Genomic DNA, 18,398 nt, shown 5'->3' with positions numbered 1-18,398 from the left:
TGACGCCTCCTACAATTGTCAGACATGGCTGCACAGTTTTGAACTAAACCTAAGCAGGGCTGGAGTTTGGTTGTTGATATCTTTAATGGCTACTACTGGCCAGAAATTTAAGTGCGGATATTTAGACTCGAAGTTCCTATTCCGTAAGCTTGATCTATGGATATCTGTATATTGATTCTTTCTTTAACGCTTTCAATGTGGCTTATTACCCCGATTGATTTTCCTAAGGAGTTTATTGCATCCAATGAATTTAGTGCAATCTCCAAAGAATTCTCATCAAGTGAGCCAAAACCTTCGTCTAGAAACAAAGAATCAATTGACGTCTTGTGACTAACTAAGTCAGCTAGTGCTAGTGCCAATGACAGGCTTACCAAAAAGCTCTCACCACCAGATAGCGTTCTAGTGTCTCTACGTACATCTGCTTGCCAGATGTCTATAATCTCCAGCTCTAATTCACCTGTCGATTTTCTCTGCAGTAAATACCTGCCATGCAGCCGTCCCAAATGCTGGTTAGCCAAATGCATCAAGTGGTCTAGCGTCAGCCCTTGGGCAAATTTGCGGAACTTGTCGCCTTCCTTAGAGCCGATCAGGCTATTGAGTCGCTGCCAGATATCCACGTCAGTATTTTGCGCGGCAATCTGCTCAAACAGAACGGCCTGATTGTCTCTGCGCTGTGTGTCGTCGCGTAACAGTGCCTGTTGCGCACCCTGTTCTGCGTAAATGGTTTGCCGTTGTGTATCCTGCGCTGTGATTTGTGTCTCTAGCTCGGCAAGGTCGAGCGGGGTGAGTGCTTGTTCTTGCAACTGGAGCAGCGCCGCAGCCGCTGTTTGCCGTACGGCTTGGCTGCGTTCGAGCGCTTGCTGTAGCTGTTGGCGCAAGGTGAGTAGCTGTTGGCGGGCTTCTGCGGGTAGCAGCGCTTGCGCGAAGGTGGCTTGGTCGGCAAAAGGGCTGTGCGCCAAAGCCGCTAACCAGGTGACTTTTGCGGCTTCGCCTAGTTGCAGCTGGTTTTGCCAATCTGCGGCCAATTGCGCTTCCTGGCCCTGCAAGGTTGCGATCTGCGATGTGAGTTGCTCGACTTGCGTGGCGAACTGCGCCAGCAGTGCTTCACTGGCTACGATGGTTGTTTCTTGCAGTGGCGCAGGTACGGCTAGTTTGTCCCAGCGTGTTTGCCATGCCTCTTTATGGCCGTTGGCTTGTTCGCTGCGCTGCTGCTGCTTTTGCAGGTTAATGGCTTGTTGTTGCAGTGCTTTCTGCTGCGCTTGCCAGCTTTGCCAGTCTTGCTGGCGGCTTTCCAGCCAGCTGGTCATATCATCGGTTGGGGCAAAGCCGGAAGCAGCAATGGCGGCGCTGAGGTCCTTGGCCGCTTGCTGCTGGGTTGCTGCATCCTTGGCAATTTGCTGCTCAAGCTCGTTAATGCGCTGGGCAGCTTGATCATGTGTTTGTTGCAGTAGTGCCAATTGCGCGTCTGCAGCTTGTCGCTGCGCAGCATGTGCTGCCTCGCTTTCGCGGGCTTTCATCAGGGCTTGCTGTGCCGTCTCGGCTTGCTCAAGGTTGGCTTTTAGCGTGGCTTCCTGCCGTGCCCTGTCTTCTAGCCCTTGCGCCAGCAAATCGGGCGCATGCCAAGCCGTTGCTGCTAGCCCTAGGGCGGGAGCTGCTGAATCCCACTTGGTTTGGATTTCTTGTTGGGTTTGAACCAGCCCGGTTAGTGCTTGCTGGTACTGCGCTAGGCAACCGGTTAGTTGATCGATCTCGCTTTTAATCGCCTGGCCAGCTTCTAGCGCCTGCTGCAGTGCCGTTTCTTTATCCTGAAGTGCGAGCGCGGTGGCCGATATATCGAGCTGCTGATAGCGATGAACACCGGGGTGTTCGGGCGAGCCGCACAGTGGGCATGCCTCACCGGGCTGCAAGGTCGCACGGTGGGCCTCCAGGCTCTGAATACGTTGCTCTTGTTCGAGCAGCTTGCGCTTGTCCTCTACCTGCTCTTTTCGCTGGCGATAGTCATTCCGGGCTGTATCCAAGGCGGCTTGCCGCTCCAGCAATTGCTGGTTAGCCGCCGCGATATCGCTTTCCTGCTCCTTGCATTGCTTGCTGATCCGGCGCAGTTGCTCGGCCACGGCGCTGATTTGTTGCCAGGCAATCACCTGTTCCTGTGTGCGTTGCCAGTGCTCACGCAGCGCTTGCAGTGTGCTGCCGTTCAACTGCTGCTTGAGTTGCTGCTCCGCAGCGGCGACGAGGTTTTGGCTTTCTGCATGGCGCGATTGCGCTTGCTGCTGGGTCTGACGTTGGTCAGCAATCTGTGCCGTGGCCTCGGCCTGGGTTTGGGCTTGCTTCTGCCGTTGTGCCTCAAGGGCCGAGATCGCTTGGCGGGCTTGCTCTAGCTGCCGATGTTCAACCTGCCAGCCATTTAGTTTTTCCCCAAAGCGGCGAAGTGGGCGTGTGCGGTCTGCCATGCTTCCAGCTGTTCGAGGCTGTCCTTTTGCGCGTGCCAGAGTTGTGCCTCGCGCTCGGCCAATCCATCTGCAACCAGCTTTGCCTGCCAGTGAGCGGTGATCGCTTGTTGTCGCGTGGAAGCCAGCGTTTCCCGAGCCGCGCTCAAGCCAGCTTGGGTGCGCTGCAGACGGTTGTCAGCGTCTTGCCAAGCTTCAAAGGTTGGACGGATCGCTTCTGCAGGCTCGCTGATTTCCAGCTGTTGTAGTTGTGGCTGTGCTGCTTGCAGTGCGCCGATGGCGGCGTCTTCCGCTTGCTTGGCACTCAGCGTGGCTTGTTCTGCTTGCGCCAGCTGCAGGCGCCATTGGCGCAGCTGTTGCAATTGTCCGAGTTCGCTTTGCAGTAAGGCCAATTGCTCCGTGAATTCGGCGATTTGCGTCTGCATCGCTTGGCGCTTGTCGTCGGGCAGCAGCTCTACACCGTCGGCTTTGGCCTTGAGTTGATCGAGCGCGTTCTTCGCATCGCGCGCCTGTTCAAACACACGCTGCGAAATCTGCCCGTAGATGTCGGTGCCGGTCAGCTCTTCCAGCAGTTCGGCCCGCTCGTTTGCATTGGCGTTCAGGAAGGCCGCAAAGCCACCTTGGGCCAGCATCATTGATTTGGTGAAGCGTCCAAAGTCGAGGCCAGTAATGGCTTCAATGCGCTTGAGTTTGTCGTTGCTGTGGTTCGTCAGGATGGTGCCATCACCATCTGCGAGCTCGACCTTGGGAGCCTGAAGTGCACCATCGGCTTTATCGCGTGCACGCCGCTGACTCCAGAATGCGCGGTAAATCTGCCCCTTCACTTCGAATTCCACCTCGGCTAGGCAGTCGGCCGTGTGCCGGGTCATGATTTCGTTCGAGGAGGCGGAGACGTTTTTGAGCCTTGGCGTCTCGTGATACAGCGCTAAACAGATGGCATCCAGCAGGGTGGACTTACCGGCCCCGGTTGGGCCAGTAATGGCAAATAACCCGTTGTCCTTGAAGGGAGGCTGGGTGAAATCGATCTTCCACTCACCCTTGAGCGAATTGAGGTTCTTCAGGCGCAGGGTGAGGATCTTCATGCCGACCCCTCGCGCAGCAGCGCCACAATGCCTTGGTAGCGCTGCTTGAGTTGCTGGGCCAACGCTTCAGGTAGCTCTTCCTGTTCCAGCCGTTTGGCAAAGACATCGTCCGGGCTGAGCTCATCCAGCGTGACCTTGGCCTCAGCGTGTAGCCGGGCAGCGACTTCGCTGCGATCTCGCCGAATGCGCAGCACTTCAACCGGCAAGCCTTCGGTCAAGGCTTGAATCCGTGGCTGTAGATCAGACAGATAGTCATCGCCTTTAACTGTGACCTCCAGCCACGTGGGATGCCCCGGCAGTGCTGATTCCGCTGCGGCCTGGATGGCTGGGCCGAGTTCTGCCAAGGTGCCTTTGACACTGGCAAGCGGCTGAAACAGGGGCACGGGGAGGGCGGTGACATGCTGCAAGCCCGTTTCGTCCAGATCCACCAGCAACACTTCTTTGCGCTGGCCGAGTTCATCAAAACTGAGCGGGATAGGCGAGCCGCAGTAGCGAATATGTTCCAGCCCCCCACCTTTTGGGGCCGATGGATATGGCCGAGTGCAATGTAGTCAGCTGGTGGGAATGCGGCGGTGGGGAAGGCCTCTAGCGATCCCACATAGATCTCGCGTACCGATTCACTGGCACTGGCACCTACTGTGGTCAGGTGGCCGGTGGCGACAATTGGCAAACGGGTCTCGTATTGAGTTCGGCGTGCTTCTGCTAGCGCATACAGCTGCTGGTAATGGGCGTGGATGGCCTCTTTCAGGCTCAGTTGCTTCTCTTCCGCGCTCTGTCCGGCTTGGCTCTGCATGACGTCGCGGGGGCGAATAAAGGGGATTGCGCACAGCAATGCGGCGGCTTGGCCTGCGCGATTCTTGAGAACGAGTAGCTGGCTTTCCAGCGAGTCGGCAACAGCGGGAATGACATGGGTGCCGAGGCGAGCCAACAAATGCTTGCTCTCGCCTAGCGTGGCCACCGAATCGTGATTGCCTGCAAGCACGACAAGCTGGGCACCTGTGTCGTGCAGGCTGACGATGAGCGCGTTGTAGATCTCCCGCGCGTAGCTGGGCGGTGCGCCGGTATCGAAGATGTCCCCAGCAATCAGAACCGCATCGACCTGATGCGCCTCGACCTGATCGACCAACCAGGCGACAAAGGCCTGATGCTCATCTTGTCGGGTCTTACCCATGAAGTGCTGGCCCAGATGCCAGTCGGATGTATGCAGTATGCGCATGCTTAAACCTGCACCGGCTGGGGCGCGATATACAAGGGAATGGATGGAACGAGGTATGCCAGGCATCGTGCGACGTGCACGGTGTGCTGCGCTGATTGGGCACATTGGGCGCTGATGGGGCCCGGTAGAAGCAAGGCGCGATTTGCCTGCATGGACATCCTCCCTACGCTAGCTCTGTCGGCTAATCATTAGTTAACGATCATAGATGCTGGCTGGGCTGTCTCCAAGCCTAGGAGATGCGTCATTCCCCGGATTTCCGGGGCTGGCAGCTTGAATAAAGTCGGGCGTCTAGATAGCAAACACCAGAATTTGAACAGCCATTTTTAGCGGCAGCCTAGAAAGGTGTGATGATAAAAAACTAATAACATCAAATACTTGAGGCTGATTTGACGTTCGGGTAAGTTTCTTTAGGAACTTCATAAATCGGAGGTCACGCACATGATTCGGACCACTACAGACGTGCTTGAGGAATTCCGTCTACGCGGGATCTCTGTTGCGGAATGGGCGCGTCATAACGGTTTCAATCCCACCTTGGTGTACCAGGTGTTGCGGTCGCGGCATGTCCCCACACGGGGCAGAGCCACCGTATTGCCGTTGCGCTGGGAATGAAGAGGGGACTTTTGGAACAGGACCTGAGCCTGATGAACCAGGTTGCTCAGTAGGGGGAAGCGACAAGACGCAGATCAAACACTGAACTGAACCCACAGACACAAACGGACCCTTTCGGGTCCGTCTGCGGTTGCGGTATCTGAAGACACTACAACTGGTTCGCACCCAAAGTGTCTTCCGAACGCAGCCCGTCGTCAAGTCACGCCCGTACTCCGGGCGGGCCGCGCTGATGCACGCCCTCCAGAGGCCTTGTCTGGCCGTGCTTTGGCGCGCTTTCTTCGGGAGACACTATGCTTTTGCAGCACGGTGCTGGCATACCTTGCCAGCAGTTACTTCACGCCTCGAATGAGGCTGCCCGGCCGATTCTGGCCCAGATTGATGCCGCGTTTCGGCATTCCCCACGGTCGCCAATACTCTGCATGGGGTGCGGCGTATCCACCAAGGTGCGCGTGGTCGGAGCACCTCGCTGTTCCCCAGCCGCAAATCGGGCGGTGCCATTCCGTTGGAGAGCAAGCTGGAGCTGGCCTACGCGGTCGTGCTGGAACGCTCGCCAGCGGTACTGCGCTATCGCACCCAGGCAGTTCACATCGCATTGCCGGCTGGCCAATCGGCGTTCCCCGATGTTCTGGTTGAGTTGGTAACGGGTGGTTTCGAACTGCACGAGGTCAAGCCATCAATAACCCATCTATCCCGAGCGTATCTGGACCGGTGTGAGCTGATCAGCAGCGTGTTGCATCCAGCGCAGGTGCCTTTTCGGCTGGTGGATGCGACGCAGCTTCCGAGTCGGAAGCACTTGGAATGGCTGCTGCAGCGCTACGTGCGCGGGCATCTGCAAATGTGGACACCCGCTCAAGTCCAATTGGGCGCGGAAGCGCTGACTGCATTTCAGCCAACTTCGCTTGCGCAGGCCCATCGCCATCTAATCGAAGCCGGCTTTCCGGCACAGTTGGCGGACTACTTGGCCTTCCATCGGCACTGGCATGCGCCGGAGGAAATCGAGCTGGAGGGTGCACTATGACTGCTACTGTCATCGACCCCAGGTCGGACTGCGCTTCGAGTTACATGGTGCCGAGTTTGAAGTCGTCTTCGTGGCTCGAGGCATGGTGCGTTATGCCGCCGCAGCGGGCGGTCATCAGCACAAAACGCCCTTGGCTCACTTCGCTGAACTCGTACAGCGTAACGAGATTAAGGTGAAGAGCGAGTCGGTGCGGCGTACCGTCCACGAGCACAATGCGCCGGCGCTGGTTCGCAAGCATCGCTATGTGGAGGCGGTGCTGCGCCAACTGTCACATCCGACAGCGCGCAAAGCACTCAATGCCGTGATCCAGCAGGTTGCTGCTGAGCTGAATGATCCAGCCCCACCTACAGACAGGGCTGTCATTTATTGGCTGCGGGCCTTTGAGTTGCACGGCGAACAGGGCTTGCTCAGGAAGAGGGGATCAGGCAACTACGCCTTGCAATTCGATCCCGAGATCGAGGTGCTTATCAATGAGGCGATACAGCAGATTTATTTAAAACCTGAGCGCTCCAGCGCGGTCGATATTCGCAGCTATGTGGTCGGCAAATTGGCTGAATCGGGCTTGTGCTCTGCATTCCACACCGATATTCGCGTGCCGACGCTACGCTCGATTCAACGCCGGCTCAAGCAGCTTGACCCTATGTCGTCGCCCGCGCCCAGCGCGGTGAGCTTGCCGCGAACCGGATAGCCCGTGCGGCAGGCAGAACACGTCGAGCAGGCGCGCTGCTCTCGGTTGTTGAATTGGATACCCACCAACTGGACATCCAGGTCGTCGATCCGGATAGCGGGGAGGTGCTGGGGCGGCCATATCTGACCTGCCTAATTGATGTGTGCACACGCGCCGTGGTGGGCATGCACATCAGCCTGTACCCGCCCAGTGCCGCGACCGCGTTAGCAGCGCTTCGCGACATGCTGACCCGGCCAAATCGCGGCCTGCCGGGCGGTGTTGCCATCCTCATCATTCCAGACAACGGCATCGAGTTTAAAAACAGTGCTTTCATCAGGGTGTGTGAAGCGCTGGCCATCATCATTTCGCCAGCACAAATCCGAGACCCGAACGGCAAGGCCCACATCGAGCGCTTCTTCTACATCTTGACCCGAGGGTGGTGCAGAAGCTGGCGGGGACGACCTTCTCGAACCCCGTAGCGCGGGGAGACTACGACTCGGCCAAGCACGCGTGCCTGACGCTGAACCAAGTGGCCGACTTGATCGAACAATGGGTCAACGAGGTCTACCACCAGACGGTCCATAGCCGCACTGGCCGCGCACCGATTCTGGCTTGGGAAGAGCAGGCCAAGGTGATCGCGCCCCTCTCGCTGTCGGCTGACGATGTCGATGTACTGGCGCGCCGCCCGGTGATGCGCACCGTCCAGCATGGCCGGGTACAGGTCGATGGCATTGAGTATTTCTCGCACGCTTTGGCGACGTTGCAGGCCCAAGGCATGGACCGGGTGACGGTGCTGGTTAACGATCTGAACCTGCACTCGGTGTTGATTCAACATCCTGCCGAAAAAGATACCTTCATCCTCGCTGAATCGACCGACCCCGAGTACACGGTCGGGCTCGATTGCTATATGCATGCCGAGTCGATGCGCATCAAAAAGTCGTTCTCACAGGCCGATCTCAAAAAGCTTGGCCCCAATGCGAATGCACTGGCTCGCGCTCGCTTGCTGGATGACATCCGCAGCGCCAGCCAAATCGGTAAAAAACGTCTCCGCAAGCTCACCAATGGCCAGCGGCGCGAGACCAATGCGCTGCAGCAGCAGACCCAGATAGCGGAAGCAAAACCACGCCGTCCAGCTGTGGCAGCGCCCAGTCCCGTCATCGCAACGCCCGAAGCGTACTTCATGGCACACACCACGACCGCCAAGGTGATCTATCTGCTGTCCGGGCTAATTCTGTTCTGCCTGGGCTACACCTTCCGCAAGCTGATCGTGGCTTTGGTGGCCCTGCTGGTCGTGGTGGGGATTTTCTTTTTGATGGGCGCAATCATCTGGCAATGGCTGAGTGCATGAGTGCAATCGCCAGAAGAAGAGAGGGGGCTGAATGTGATCTTGGTGATCGACCTGGAAGCAACATGCAGTAACGACGGTGCGATCCCGCCGCATGCGATGGAGATCATCGAGATCGGTGCGTGCTGGGCCGAGTCGAATGGCCGCGTCGTCGACCAGTTTCAGTCGTTCGTGCGCCCCATTGAACGCCCGGTGCTCACGGAGTTCTGCACTCAACTGACCGGTATCCGGCAGCAGGACATCGATGCCGCGCCGACCTTTGCCGAGATCAGCGAGGCGGTGAAGGCATTTGCTTTGCGACACGCCAAAGCCGAATCGGTGTGGATGAGCTGGGGTGCCTATGATCGCAAGCAGATCGATCTTGAGATCGCCCGTCATGGCATCGCCAACCCGCTTCCCTTACCTCACATCAACGCCAAAAAGCAGTTCACCAAGCTACAGCGCGTCGGCAAGGAAGTCGGCATGTCGCGCGCGCTGACCATTTGTGGGTTGGAATTGCAGGGTGCACATCATCGGGCCTTGGACGATGCGCTCAATATCGCTCGTATGCTGCCGTGGATCACCGGTGATCGATTGCTCAGGGATGAGCGTAGGGCAGCATGGCGACCGTACTGAAACCCATCCGGGCGGTGGTGTTCGATGTCTATGGCACCCTGGCGGAAATCCGGGATCGCCGCGCTCCATTCAAGCGGCTGCTATGCTATGCCGAGGAACAAGGACGGGAGCCGCAGGCCGATGATGCCGCGCTGGTCATGGCACAACGCGGCAGTCTCCCAGAGGTGGCTGCCCGACTCGGTGTTTCCCTGCCGGAAGATTTGCATCAGCAACTAGAAGCTGATCTGCAGGCAGAGCTATCGAGCATTCGATTGTTCGATGACGTCAACGGCACCTTGGCGACGCTGCGTGACCGTGGACTCAAGCTTGCGCTGTGCTTAAACCTTGCAGAGCCTTACGCTGCACCAATCGTGGCTTAGCTCGGCCTACCCCTCGACTGCTACGCCTGGAGCTTCGAAGTAGGGGCGATCAAGCCGGACCCGAGAATCTATGCCTATGTGCTGCAGCAGTTAGGCTGTGCAGCTGAAGAGGTGCTTTTTGTGGGTGATTCGGTCGAGGCAGATTTAGGTGGCCCGTGGAGCATTGGTATGCAAGCGTGCTTGATAAAGGGGCACAGAGGGAGTCGTCTGGAGCCACTATTTAGACACCTAGTTTGGCAGTACAGACAGGGTTAAATCGACATCAGCTCCGCTATGCTTTGTCCTTAGGACAAAGCATAGCGGAGCTGATTTTATTTGTCAAGATGGCCGGTTTGATAATTTATTTTACAGTATGTACAATCGTCGTCCTTAGGACGACGATTGTACATACTGTGGATGAGAAAACTCTTTCTGTCGTGGTTGACGCTGTGGCGGAGTGTCTGGCTGGCTGGGAGCGGCCAGTGGTCACCAGCTATGAGCTTAGTGCGCTGGTTTGCAGGGAGAGTCATGCGATGGGCTTGACGCCAGAGCTTCTGTCCTCTCTTTACAAGGCCGTTCTTAAGTGCATAGGTTCTTTCCGGTTGGTTTCTCCAAGTAAAGATTTTCTTCCTGGCACGGTCTTTCATCTGTTCGGCCGCACGAAGCCGTTGCCGATGGAGGTGGCGTGTGCCGTAGATCCTTTCGCCTATGTAACTCATTTGAGCGCGATGGAGGTTCATGGCATTACTGACCGCTTTTCTAAGATTCTTTATCTGACCACCCCGCCTAGTAAGGAATGGAAGGAGCAGGCTAAGGAGCGAATGTCTAAAGAGCTGGCTCAAAACTATGAAGCCCATCAGGCAGCAAAGTTGCCATCTCTGAAGTGGCAACTTCCTGAGCGGATAGAAGGCATGCGCGTAGAGTTGTTGCGGCGTTCAAGTCGAGGCGCATTCAAAACTATTGCCTCCCCCTCCATTAGGGTTGCTACTGTCGGGCGTACCTTTCTGGATATGGTACGCGAGCCAGATCACTGCGGTGGGATTCAGCATGTAATAGACATCTATCGAGAAAGCGCCTCCCGTTACTTGCCGCTTATTGTTGAAGAAATTGAGCGCCATGGTAAGTCTATAGAAAAAGTTAGGGCTGGCTTTCTCTTGGCTGAGGTTTGTGGTTTTAATCATCCCCGAATAGAAGGGTGGAAAATTAAAGCACAGCGGGGGGGGTCTCGCGTTCTTGATCCAAAGGGTGAGTATGCGTCTTTTTATTCGGATACTTGGAAGCTCTCTATAAATGTGCCTTCCTTGCAAAAGAATGAATTCGGCGAGGAATGGCTTTGAAACAGGTTAATATTGAACATTGGGTGTCGCAGGCTGCAAATGCCTCTGAGCGAGGTTTTCGAGAGGCTGTGCATATTATCTTAGATGCCATTGGACTTTCAGTTGACTTAAAAGCAAAAATGGTCATGAAAGGTGGTCTCCTCATGGCGATATGTTATGAAAGCTCGCGTCATACTCGAGATATCGATTTTTCCACAAATGAATCTTATACCGCTCTTGGTGCTGAGCAACTGATTGAAAAATTGGCCCAGCAGTTGGCAGTCGCGGAAGAGCATTTAAGTTACGGAACAGCTTGCCGTGTGCAGTCCTATAAAATTGAACCCAAGGGTGAGAATAAGACTCACCAAACTCTGGCGCTAAAAATTGGTTATGCCGATATAGGTAATGCTGGGGCAATGAAACGTCTTGCCGTTAAAAATTCTCCGCAAGTGGTTGAAATAGACTACAGCTACAACGAAGTGGTTTTTGAGTGTGAGTTCGTGCATCTGGACGGTGGTGCAACAATTAAGACTTATAGTCTACATAATGTAATAGCGGAAAAATTAAGATCCCTGTTGCAGCAGCCTATAAGAAAAAGAAATCGCCGCCAGGATGTGTACGATATTTGTTTTTTGCTTGATTCGGTGGGCGGGTTGAGTGAATCAGATTTGGCCCGCATTTTCGAAATACTCGTGGAATCATGTCGTAGTAAAGAGATCGAACCTGGACCGCGGTCGATGCACGATGAAGCGGTTATCTGCATGGCTAAGGAGGGGTACGACGATTTGAAGGCGGAGGTTAACGGGGAGCTGCCTTCTTTTGATGAGTCCATAAAGAAGGTCCAACAGCTCTATTGCTCACTGCCTTGGGGTAGGGCGTGAAAACTAGGAAGATGGACGATAATGACCATCGATTTTTCCACACTTGAAGCTCTGCGCATCCATCACCCTGCATGGCGGCTACTGCGTTCGGACCATGCGCCGCTGGTAGCAAGTTTTCTGCAGCGGGTGTTCGTGGCTCCCAACGTGCGGGTAATGGCTGCGGCTGACCTGGCTGAGGCGCTTGAGGATGAGCTATACGCCTTGCGCCTGCACTTGGGTGAAACTGCCTTCCCCAAGCCCGCACTGGAATATCTGAATGATTGGGCCGCGCCCGACAAGGGCTGGTTGCGCAAGTTCTACCGCCCCGGAACAGACGAGGCGCAGTTCGATTTGACGCCTGCCACCGAGAAGGCCATCGCTTGGCTGGCGCAGCTCAGCGAGCGGCAGTTCGTAGGAACCGAGTCGCGTTTACTCACGCTGTTCGACCTTCTCAAGCAGATGAGTCAAGGCAGCGAGGCCGATCCGGCTAAGCGCATTGCCGAGTTACACAAAAAACGCGATGAGATCGATGCCGAAATTGCCCGGGTGTTATCGGGCGATGTACCGCTACTAGACGATACGGCGGTAAAGGATCGCTTCCAGCAGTTCATGCAGGGCGCACGCGAGTTACTAACCGACTTCCGAGAAGTAGAGCATAACTTTCGCCAGTTGGATCGCCGCGTGCGCGAGCGTATCGCCCTATGGGAAGGCAGCAAGGGCGCGCTTCTGGAAGACATTATGGGCGAGCGCGATGCCATTGCTGATTCCGATCAGGGGAAGAGCTTTCGCGCCTTCTGGGATTTTCTGCTTTCCAGCCGGCGACAGGAAGAATTGACCGAGTTGCTGGATCGCGTGCTTGCACTGCCCGCTGTGGCGGACCTAAACCCTGATACCCGCACGCGCCGCGTGCACTACGACTGGATGGAGGCGGGCGAACATACTCAGCGCACCGTCGCTGCCTTGTCACAGCAATTGCGCCGCTTTCTGGATGATCAGGCTTGGCTGGAAAACCGCCGCATCATGGACATCCTGCATGGCATCGAGAGCAAGGCGCTGGCGCTTCGCGTTGAGTCTCCAACCGGCAATGTGATGGAAATGGCCGAGGCCAACGCAGAGATCGAGCTGGCGATGGAGCGGCCCATGTTCACCCCAGCTATCAAGCCAGTGATTGCCGATTTAGCGTTGCAAGCGGGTGATGAAGACATCGACCCTTCGGTTCTGTTCGATCAAGTGGTTGTCGATAAGGCGCGGCTACTGCGTCACATTCGGCATGCATTGCAGAACCGCGCGCAGATTACTTTAAGTGAGCTGGTGACTATCCAGCCTTTGCAACAGGGGCTAGCTGAGCTCGTCGCTTATTTGCAGTTAGGCGGCGACGCGTTCAATACCGTAGTAGATGAAGATACCCCCGAGCCTGTCAGCTGGCAGACTGCGGCTGCGGATGGTCACACTGTCATTCGAAGTGCACGACTACCACGTGTAATTTTCATGCGTTGAACAAAAACAAGAGCTAAAACAGGGATGGAAGAGGAATACTGGAATACAGCACCGACGGAGCAACCGACGGTTGCACCAAACGCTAACTTGTCAGTGTTGCTGATCGGTTTGCTCAAGGGCGTACTCTACCGAGACGGCGATGAACGCCAGTGGGCGGCACTGTTGAACTTGCAAGCACGTGTGCGTGATTACGTGGCGGTGCTGAACCTAGATTTGGTGTTGGACGAGGCAGAAGGCTATGCCTTCCTGAAAAGCCGCCCTGACCCTGTCGACGATGATGCGTCTCAGCGTTTACCACGTTTGGTGGCACGCCGCCCCTTGTCATTCTCTGTGAGTTTGTTGTTAGCACTGCTGCGCAAGAAACTGGCCGAGTTTGATGCGGGAGGTGGGGATACGCGGCTGGTGCTCTCTCGCGACGACATCGTGGAACTGGTGCGGGTGTTTCTGCCCGATGGCCCGAATGAAGCCAAGTTGATCGACCAGATTGAGACCACGATCAACAAGGTGGCCGAGCTGGGTTTTCTGCAAAAACTCAAAGCTGCCAGTGGCGCTGCGTCCGGGCCGGCGACATACGAGGTAAGGCGCATTCTGAAGGCCTTTGTCGACGCCCAATGGCTGGCCGAATTCGACGCACGCTTGGCCGTATACCAGTCTCAGCTTGCAGGTGTGACAAACACCAAGGAAGGAGCAGGCCATGACTGATCCGCAATCATTAGGCCTCGACTTCTGCTCGGATGACACCTTGTCGGGTTTTCGGCTCACTCGGCTGGAGGTGTTCAACTGGGGCACCTTCGACAGCCGTGTGTGGATGCTGCAACTGGATGGTAAGAATGGGCTGCTGACCGGTGATATCGGCTCGGGCAAGTCCACGCTGGTTGATGCCATCACCACCTTGCTGGTGCCTGCCAACCGGATCGCCTACAACAAGGCTGCGGGGGCGGACAGCAGGGAAAGAACGCTGCGATCCTACGTGCTCGGGCATTACAAATCCGAGCGCAATGAAGTTACTGGCGCAGCCAAGCCGGTGAGCCTGCGTGACCACAACAACTACTCCGTCATTCTCGGTGTATTTCACAATGCAGGATACGACCAGACGGTGACGCTGGCCCAGGTGTTCTGGATGAAGGAAGCGCAGGGGCAACCAGCGCGGTTCTTTTTGGGGGTGGAGCGTGCGCTTTCCATTGCAGCCGACTTCGCACATTTCGGGTCAGACATTGCCCAACTGCGCAAGAAGCTGCGCGGGCTGGGTGCTGAATTGCAGGATAGCTTTCCACCCTATGCGGCCTGGTTCCGCAGGCGCTTTGGCATTGAAAACGATCAGGCACTGGAGTTGTTCCACCAAACGGTATCGATGAAGTCAGTGGGCAATCTGACGGATTTCGTGCGCAGCCATATGCTCGAACCTTTTGAGGTGGGACCCCGCCTGCAGGCCTTGATCGGGCACTTTGATGACCTCAATCGTGCCCATCAAGCTGTACTGAAAGCCCAGCAGCAGGTTGAGTTGCTCACGCCGTTAATCGCGGACTGCGGCCGCCACAGCAGTTTGGCGGCGGAGGTCGACGATTTGCGGTGTTGCCGAGATAGTCTGCGCTCCCATTTCGCGGGCCTGAAACTTGGCCTGATCGACAAACGTTTGGGTTTACTCGTGGAAGAGTGGGAGCGTGTGGATGCTCAAGTGCAAAAACTCGATGGAGCACATGAGGATCAAAGTCAGCGGATTGAAGAGCTGAAGCAGGCCATCAATCAGAATGGCGGTGACAGGCTGGAACGTCTTGCTCTCGAGATTCGCAAAAAGGAGCAATTGAGGGATACGCGCAAGACCAAGGCCGTTCGTTATGCTGAGTTGGCCGATGTACTTGGCGAGCCGCAGGCAACAGACGCTGTCACCTTTGCCACGCAGCGTGGCAAATATCAAAGCTGGCGCGAAGAGGCACGTAACCGCGATGCCGATCTGCAAAACATCTTAACTGAACACGGCGTGACATTGCGCCAGGGCAGACTGGAGCACGAGCAACAAAGCGCCGAAATAGATAGCCTCAAGCGTCGGCGCAGCAACATTGACGACCAGCAAATTCAAATCCGCGCCGCAATGTGTGCGGCGCTGGGATTGAACGTGGAAGACATGCCGTTCGCTGGTGAATTGATCCAGGTTCGCGAGGACGAGCGCGATTGGGAAGGTGCTGCCGAACGTTTGCTGCGCGGTTTTGGGCTAGCGCTACTGGTGCCGGATGCGCATTACAAGAATGTGGCCGAATGGGTGGATGGAGCTCAGTTGCGTGGCCGCCTGGTGTACTTCCATGTGCGATCCCGTAAGTCCGTTGAACTCTCAGACCTACATCGTGATTCTTTGGTCCGCAAGCTGGCCATTAAGCCAGACTCACCGCACTACGATTGGCTGGAGCGCGAACTTGCTCATCGGTTTGATGTGGCATGCTGCGCCACGCAAGAGCAGTTTCGCCGCGAGACGCGTGCCATTACGCGCGCGGGCCAGATTAAGGACCCGAGTGGCCGGCACGAAAAAGATGATCGCCACCGCATCGATGATCGAAGTCGTTATGTATTGGGCTGGAGCAACAACGCCAAGATTGCAGCATTGGAGGCCAAGCGCCGCCAACTTGAAACTCAGCTCGGTGAGGTCGGCGGTCAAGTTGCTGCTATCCAGAAAGAGCGTGATGGACTTAGCAGCCGTCTCGACGCGCTGACTCGTCTTGAGGAGTTTACGGTCTTCGAGGAGCTGGATTGGGCTAGTGTCGCTACTGAGATAGCACAACTAGTCGATGAGCGCAGTCGGCTGGAATCAGCGTCGGATGTGCTCAAACAGCTGAATGACAACCTGCGTACCTTGCAGAGAGCGCAGAAAGAAACATGGGAAGAACTGCAGGCCGCGCGTGAAAAGCGCGCCAAGGTGGACCAGCGACGCTCTGATGCGCAAGAGCTTCGACAGCAAACTGCCGAGCTGCTGCAGGACGTTGTGATTGACGATGCATGGTTGGCAAAGCTCGAAGCTATACGCGCCGAAGTGTTGGGAGAACACCAACTTACGGTTGAGTCCTGCGACAACCGCGAGCAGGACGTGCGCACATGGTTGCAGGCACGAATTGACGCAGAAGACCTGAAGCTCAAACGTCTGGCTGAGAAGATCATCAAAGCCATGGCTTCATTTAAGGAGGCGTTCAAGCTGGAGACGGCTGAGATGGATGCCAGCCTCGAAGCGTCATTTGAGTATGAAAATCTACTGTCGCAGTTGAATAGCGACGACCTGCCACGCTTTGTCGCGCGCTTCAAGGAATTGCTCAACGTCAATACCATTAACGAAATTGCCAACTTCAATGCCCAGCTGGCGCGGGAGCGCGAAACCATCAAGGAGCGCATCGCGCACATTAACAAATCGTTAGGCGAAATCGACTACAACCCCGGCCGCTACATCGTGCTGGAATCCCAGGCCAGCCCCGATGCCGAGATCCGCGACTTTCAACAAGAACTACGTGCGTGCACAGAGGGGGCCGTCACGGGCTCGGATGATGCTCAGTATTCCGAGTCAAAGTTCTTGCAGGTCAAGGCCATCATTGACCGTTTCCGTGGCCGCGAAGGCTTATCTGAACAGGACCGCCGCTGGACAGCGAAGGTCACCGATGTGCGTAACTGGTTCCTTTTCGCCGCGAGTGAACGCTGGCGAGAGGACAACAGCGAGCATGAGCATTACTCAGACTCCGGCGGCAAGTCGGGCGGACAAAAAGAGAAACTGGCCTACACCATTTTGGCTGCCAGTTTGGCCTACCAGTTTGGTTTGGAGTGGGGGGCGGTCCGTTCTCGCTCCTTCCGCTTCGTGGTAATTGATGAGGCCTTCGGACGTGGTTCGGATGAGTCCGCCCAATATGGCTTGAAGCTGTTCCGGCAACTCAATCTGCAATTACTGATCGTGACGCCGCTTCAGAAAATTCACATTATCGAACCCTATGTGTCCAGCGTCGGTTTCGTGCACAACGAGGGCGGACGGGCATCCAAGCTGCGCAACCTTTCCATTGAGGAATATCGTGCTCAGAAAACGCTAATTACGCAGTCAGCGACGGAGCCGATGCAATGACGTGGTCTGGTCCAAAGGAGCTAAAGGCACAGTTGATACGTCTTTGGGAGCGAGGGGAGCTGCTACGGGATGTTGTATCAGGCAATTCCCGCTTTCCGTTACGCCTTACGCTTAAAGGACCAGGGTCGGCGGATATTACTGATCATTTTGAAGCTGTGCGGGCATGGGTTGCAGAACTCATGGCGATTGATGCGGTTCGCGTGGATTGGCAGGAGGTTCGCCACAGAGTTCAAGGCGTGCAAAGGTTGCCTTCAAGTGTATGGGTGGACACCGTTGAGGCTGCAGTGCACTGGTTGGGCAAGTGCCATGAATGGCAGCTTTTTGAAGCAATTGTTTCCGAAACAAGAAAGTGCCAGCCGGCTTTATTACCGTGGTTGGAAAAAAAGCCTTTGCAGGCCCTGACGTTTGCAGAAGATTGGTCGAAACTCTTGGCGGTGGTGGCGTGGATAGAGGCGCATCCACGTCCTGGAATTTACCTGCGCCAAGTCGACATATCTGGAGTACACACCAAGTTCATCGAAGCACATCGTGCTGTGCTTACCGATCTGCTTGATCTTGTATTGCCTGCAGATGCAGTGAGTTACTCAAAATCAGGTGTCAATCAGTTTGCTGGCCGTTACGGCTTTTTGGACAAGCCGACCCGAATCCGTTTCCGGGTGCTTGATCCCAGAGTACAAGCCATTTGTGGGATGGAGTGTCCAGATATTGCATTGGATGCGGAGAGCTTCAGCCGCCTTCAACTGCCGGTACGACGGGTGTTTATCACCGAGAACGAGATCAACTTTCTTGCCTTTCCGCGCGTAGAAGAATCTATCGTCATTTTTGGTGCTGGCTACGGCTGGGAGACACTGGCATGTGGAAAATGGCTCAACGATTGTACCGTGTATTACTGGGGTGATATCGATACCCATGGGTTTGCCATTCTCAATCAACTGCGGGGCCACTTTGCCCATGTTGTCTCGTTTCTGATGGATCGAGAAACGCTGGATACACACAAAGTAGTCTGGGGTAAAGAGGACAGTCCGTCGACAGTAGACTTGGCACGACTGACCGCTGACGAGCGAGCGCTGTATGACGATCTGCGTGATAACCGTATTCACCCGACACTGCGGTTAGAGCAGGAGCAGATAGGCTTCAATTGGGTGAGTAGTCGGCTCAGCCAACTTCTTGGTGCGTCGTTTCTTTACTAGCAAGCTGAGCAGGTCAATATCCGATTGGGCATCGAAGTTTTCTACAGCTGTAGGCGGTGTCGTATCGACCGTTGGTGTTACGGGTATGGTTGATGTCACCGTTGACGCGAGTGT

At 55.8% G+C, this 18,398-nt stretch carries 18 protein-coding genes; 14 read left to right on the top strand and 4 right to left on the bottom strand.

The features are described from left to right. Nucleotides 1–107: 107 nt before the first annotated feature. Genes H9L41_RS14595 through sbcD form a run of 4 tightly spaced genes read right to left on the bottom strand, consistent with a single transcriptional unit; the run spans nucleotide 108 to nucleotide 4,745 of the window. A complete protein-coding gene (locus tag H9L41_RS14595) occupies nucleotides 108–2,450 on the bottom strand; it encodes an SbcC/MukB-like Walker B domain-containing protein (RefSeq protein WP_265583797.1) in 2,343 nt (780 codons plus the stop codon). Then, a complete protein-coding gene (locus tag H9L41_RS24955) occupies nucleotides 2,405–3,529 on the bottom strand; it encodes an AAA family ATPase (protein WP_265583796.1) in 1,125 nt (374 codons plus the stop codon). Before H9L41_RS24955 ends, H9L41_RS14595 begins: the two co-directional genes overlap by 46 nt. Then, nucleotides 3,526–3,852 carry an exonuclease SbcCD subunit D C-terminal domain-containing protein gene (locus H9L41_RS25805; protein ID WP_308419669.1) on the bottom strand — a complete coding sequence of 109 codons (327 nt, stop codon included), beginning with the start codon at nucleotides 3,850–3,852 and terminating at the stop codon, nucleotides 3,526–3,528. Before H9L41_RS25805 ends, H9L41_RS24955 begins: the two co-directional genes overlap by 4 nt. After that, nucleotides 3,744–4,745, bottom strand: coding sequence for an exonuclease subunit SbcD (gene sbcD, locus H9L41_RS14590; protein WP_308419519.1), 1,002 nt, complete (start codon nucleotides 4,743–4,745; stop codon nucleotides 3,744–3,746). The genes H9L41_RS25805 and sbcD overlap by 109 nt, the downstream gene beginning before the upstream one ends. A gap of 438 nt (nucleotides 4,746–5,183) precedes the next feature. Between sbcD and H9L41_RS26240 the strand changes: the two genes are divergently transcribed. The 14 genes from H9L41_RS26240 (at nucleotide 5,184) to H9L41_RS14520 (ending at nucleotide 18,284) form a co-directional block, all read left to right on the top strand. Further along, a complete protein-coding gene (locus tag H9L41_RS26240) occupies nucleotides 5,184–5,354 on the top strand; it encodes a helix-turn-helix domain-containing protein (RefSeq protein WP_265583795.1) in 171 nt (56 codons plus the stop codon). A 502-nt stretch (nucleotides 5,355–5,856) separates the two neighbouring features. Beyond that, nucleotides 5,857–6,372, top strand: coding sequence for a hypothetical protein (locus H9L41_RS14580; protein ID WP_265583794.1), 516 nt, complete (start codon nucleotides 5,857–5,859; stop codon nucleotides 6,370–6,372). Between the two features lie 82 nt (nucleotides 6,373–6,454). Continuing rightward, nucleotides 6,455–7,060: a hypothetical protein gene (locus tag H9L41_RS14575; RefSeq protein WP_187523434.1), complete on the top strand. Its 606-nt coding sequence runs from the start codon at nucleotides 6,455–6,457 to the stop codon at nucleotides 7,058–7,060. A gap of 53 nt (nucleotides 7,061–7,113) precedes the next feature. Further along, entirely contained in the window at nucleotides 7,114–7,518 is a 405-nt protein-coding gene (locus H9L41_RS14570; protein WP_187523433.1) for a TnsB C-terminal domain-containing protein, read from the top strand. Further along, a complete protein-coding gene (locus tag H9L41_RS14565; protein WP_169730127.1) occupies nucleotides 7,479–8,387 on the top strand; it encodes a Mu transposase C-terminal domain-containing protein in 909 nt (302 codons plus the stop codon). Before H9L41_RS14570 ends, H9L41_RS14565 begins: the two co-directional genes overlap by 40 nt. A gap of 42 nt (nucleotides 8,388–8,429) precedes the next feature. Beyond that, the gene (locus H9L41_RS14560) at nucleotides 8,430–8,999 is read left to right on the top strand and encodes a 3'-5' exonuclease (RefSeq protein ID WP_308417296.1); all 570 of its coding nucleotides are present in this window, start codon (nucleotides 8,430–8,432) and stop codon (nucleotides 8,997–8,999) included. Continuing rightward, nucleotides 8,984–9,358, top strand: a complete 375-nt coding sequence (locus tag H9L41_RS14555; protein ID WP_157461772.1) for an HAD family hydrolase — start codon at nucleotides 8,984–8,986, stop codon at nucleotides 9,356–9,358. Before H9L41_RS14560 ends, H9L41_RS14555 begins: the two co-directional genes overlap by 16 nt. Nucleotides 9,359–9,436: 78 nt before the next feature. Then, nucleotides 9,437–9,613, top strand: coding sequence for an HAD hydrolase-like protein (locus H9L41_RS26235; protein WP_169730126.1), 177 nt, complete (start codon nucleotides 9,437–9,439; stop codon nucleotides 9,611–9,613). Between the two features lie 206 nt (nucleotides 9,614–9,819). After that, nucleotides 9,820–10,674 (top strand): type IV toxin-antitoxin system AbiEi family antitoxin domain-containing protein, encoded by an 855-nt coding sequence (locus H9L41_RS14545; protein WP_245589151.1) that lies wholly within the window; start codon nucleotides 9,820–9,822, stop codon nucleotides 10,672–10,674. Then, nucleotides 10,665–11,534 (top strand): nucleotidyl transferase AbiEii/AbiGii toxin family protein, encoded by an 870-nt coding sequence (locus H9L41_RS14540; RefSeq protein ID WP_034605844.1) that lies wholly within the window; start codon nucleotides 10,665–10,667, stop codon nucleotides 11,532–11,534. The genes H9L41_RS14545 and H9L41_RS14540 overlap by 10 nt, the downstream gene beginning before the upstream one ends. Before the next feature lie 21 nt (nucleotides 11,535–11,555). Continuing rightward, nucleotides 11,556–13,010: a DUF3375 domain-containing protein gene (locus H9L41_RS14535; RefSeq protein ID WP_028444435.1), complete on the top strand. Its 1,455-nt coding sequence runs from the start codon at nucleotides 11,556–11,558 to the stop codon at nucleotides 13,008–13,010. Nucleotides 13,011–13,034: 24 nt separating this feature from the next. Further along, a complete protein-coding gene (locus H9L41_RS14530; RefSeq protein WP_028444434.1) occupies nucleotides 13,035–13,712 on the top strand; it encodes a DUF4194 domain-containing protein in 678 nt (225 codons plus the stop codon). Beyond that, nucleotides 13,705–17,094, top strand: coding sequence for an ATP-binding protein (locus H9L41_RS14525; protein ID WP_028444433.1), 3,390 nt, complete (start codon nucleotides 13,705–13,707; stop codon nucleotides 17,092–17,094). Before H9L41_RS14530 ends, H9L41_RS14525 begins: the two co-directional genes overlap by 8 nt. Then, nucleotides 17,091–18,284 (top strand): DUF3322 domain-containing protein, encoded by a 1,194-nt coding sequence (locus tag H9L41_RS14520; RefSeq protein ID WP_084299676.1) that lies wholly within the window; start codon nucleotides 17,091–17,093, stop codon nucleotides 18,282–18,284. The genes H9L41_RS14525 and H9L41_RS14520 overlap by 4 nt, the downstream gene beginning before the upstream one ends. The last annotated feature ends 114 nt before the right edge of the window (nucleotides 18,285–18,398 follow it).

This window comes from Chitinimonas koreensis (assembly GCF_014353015.1).
Classification (GTDB): domain Bacteria; phylum Pseudomonadota; class Gammaproteobacteria; order Burkholderiales; family Chitinimonadaceae; genus Chitinimonas; species Chitinimonas koreensis.
This window is presented reverse-complemented; position numbering and strand designations above follow the sequence as displayed.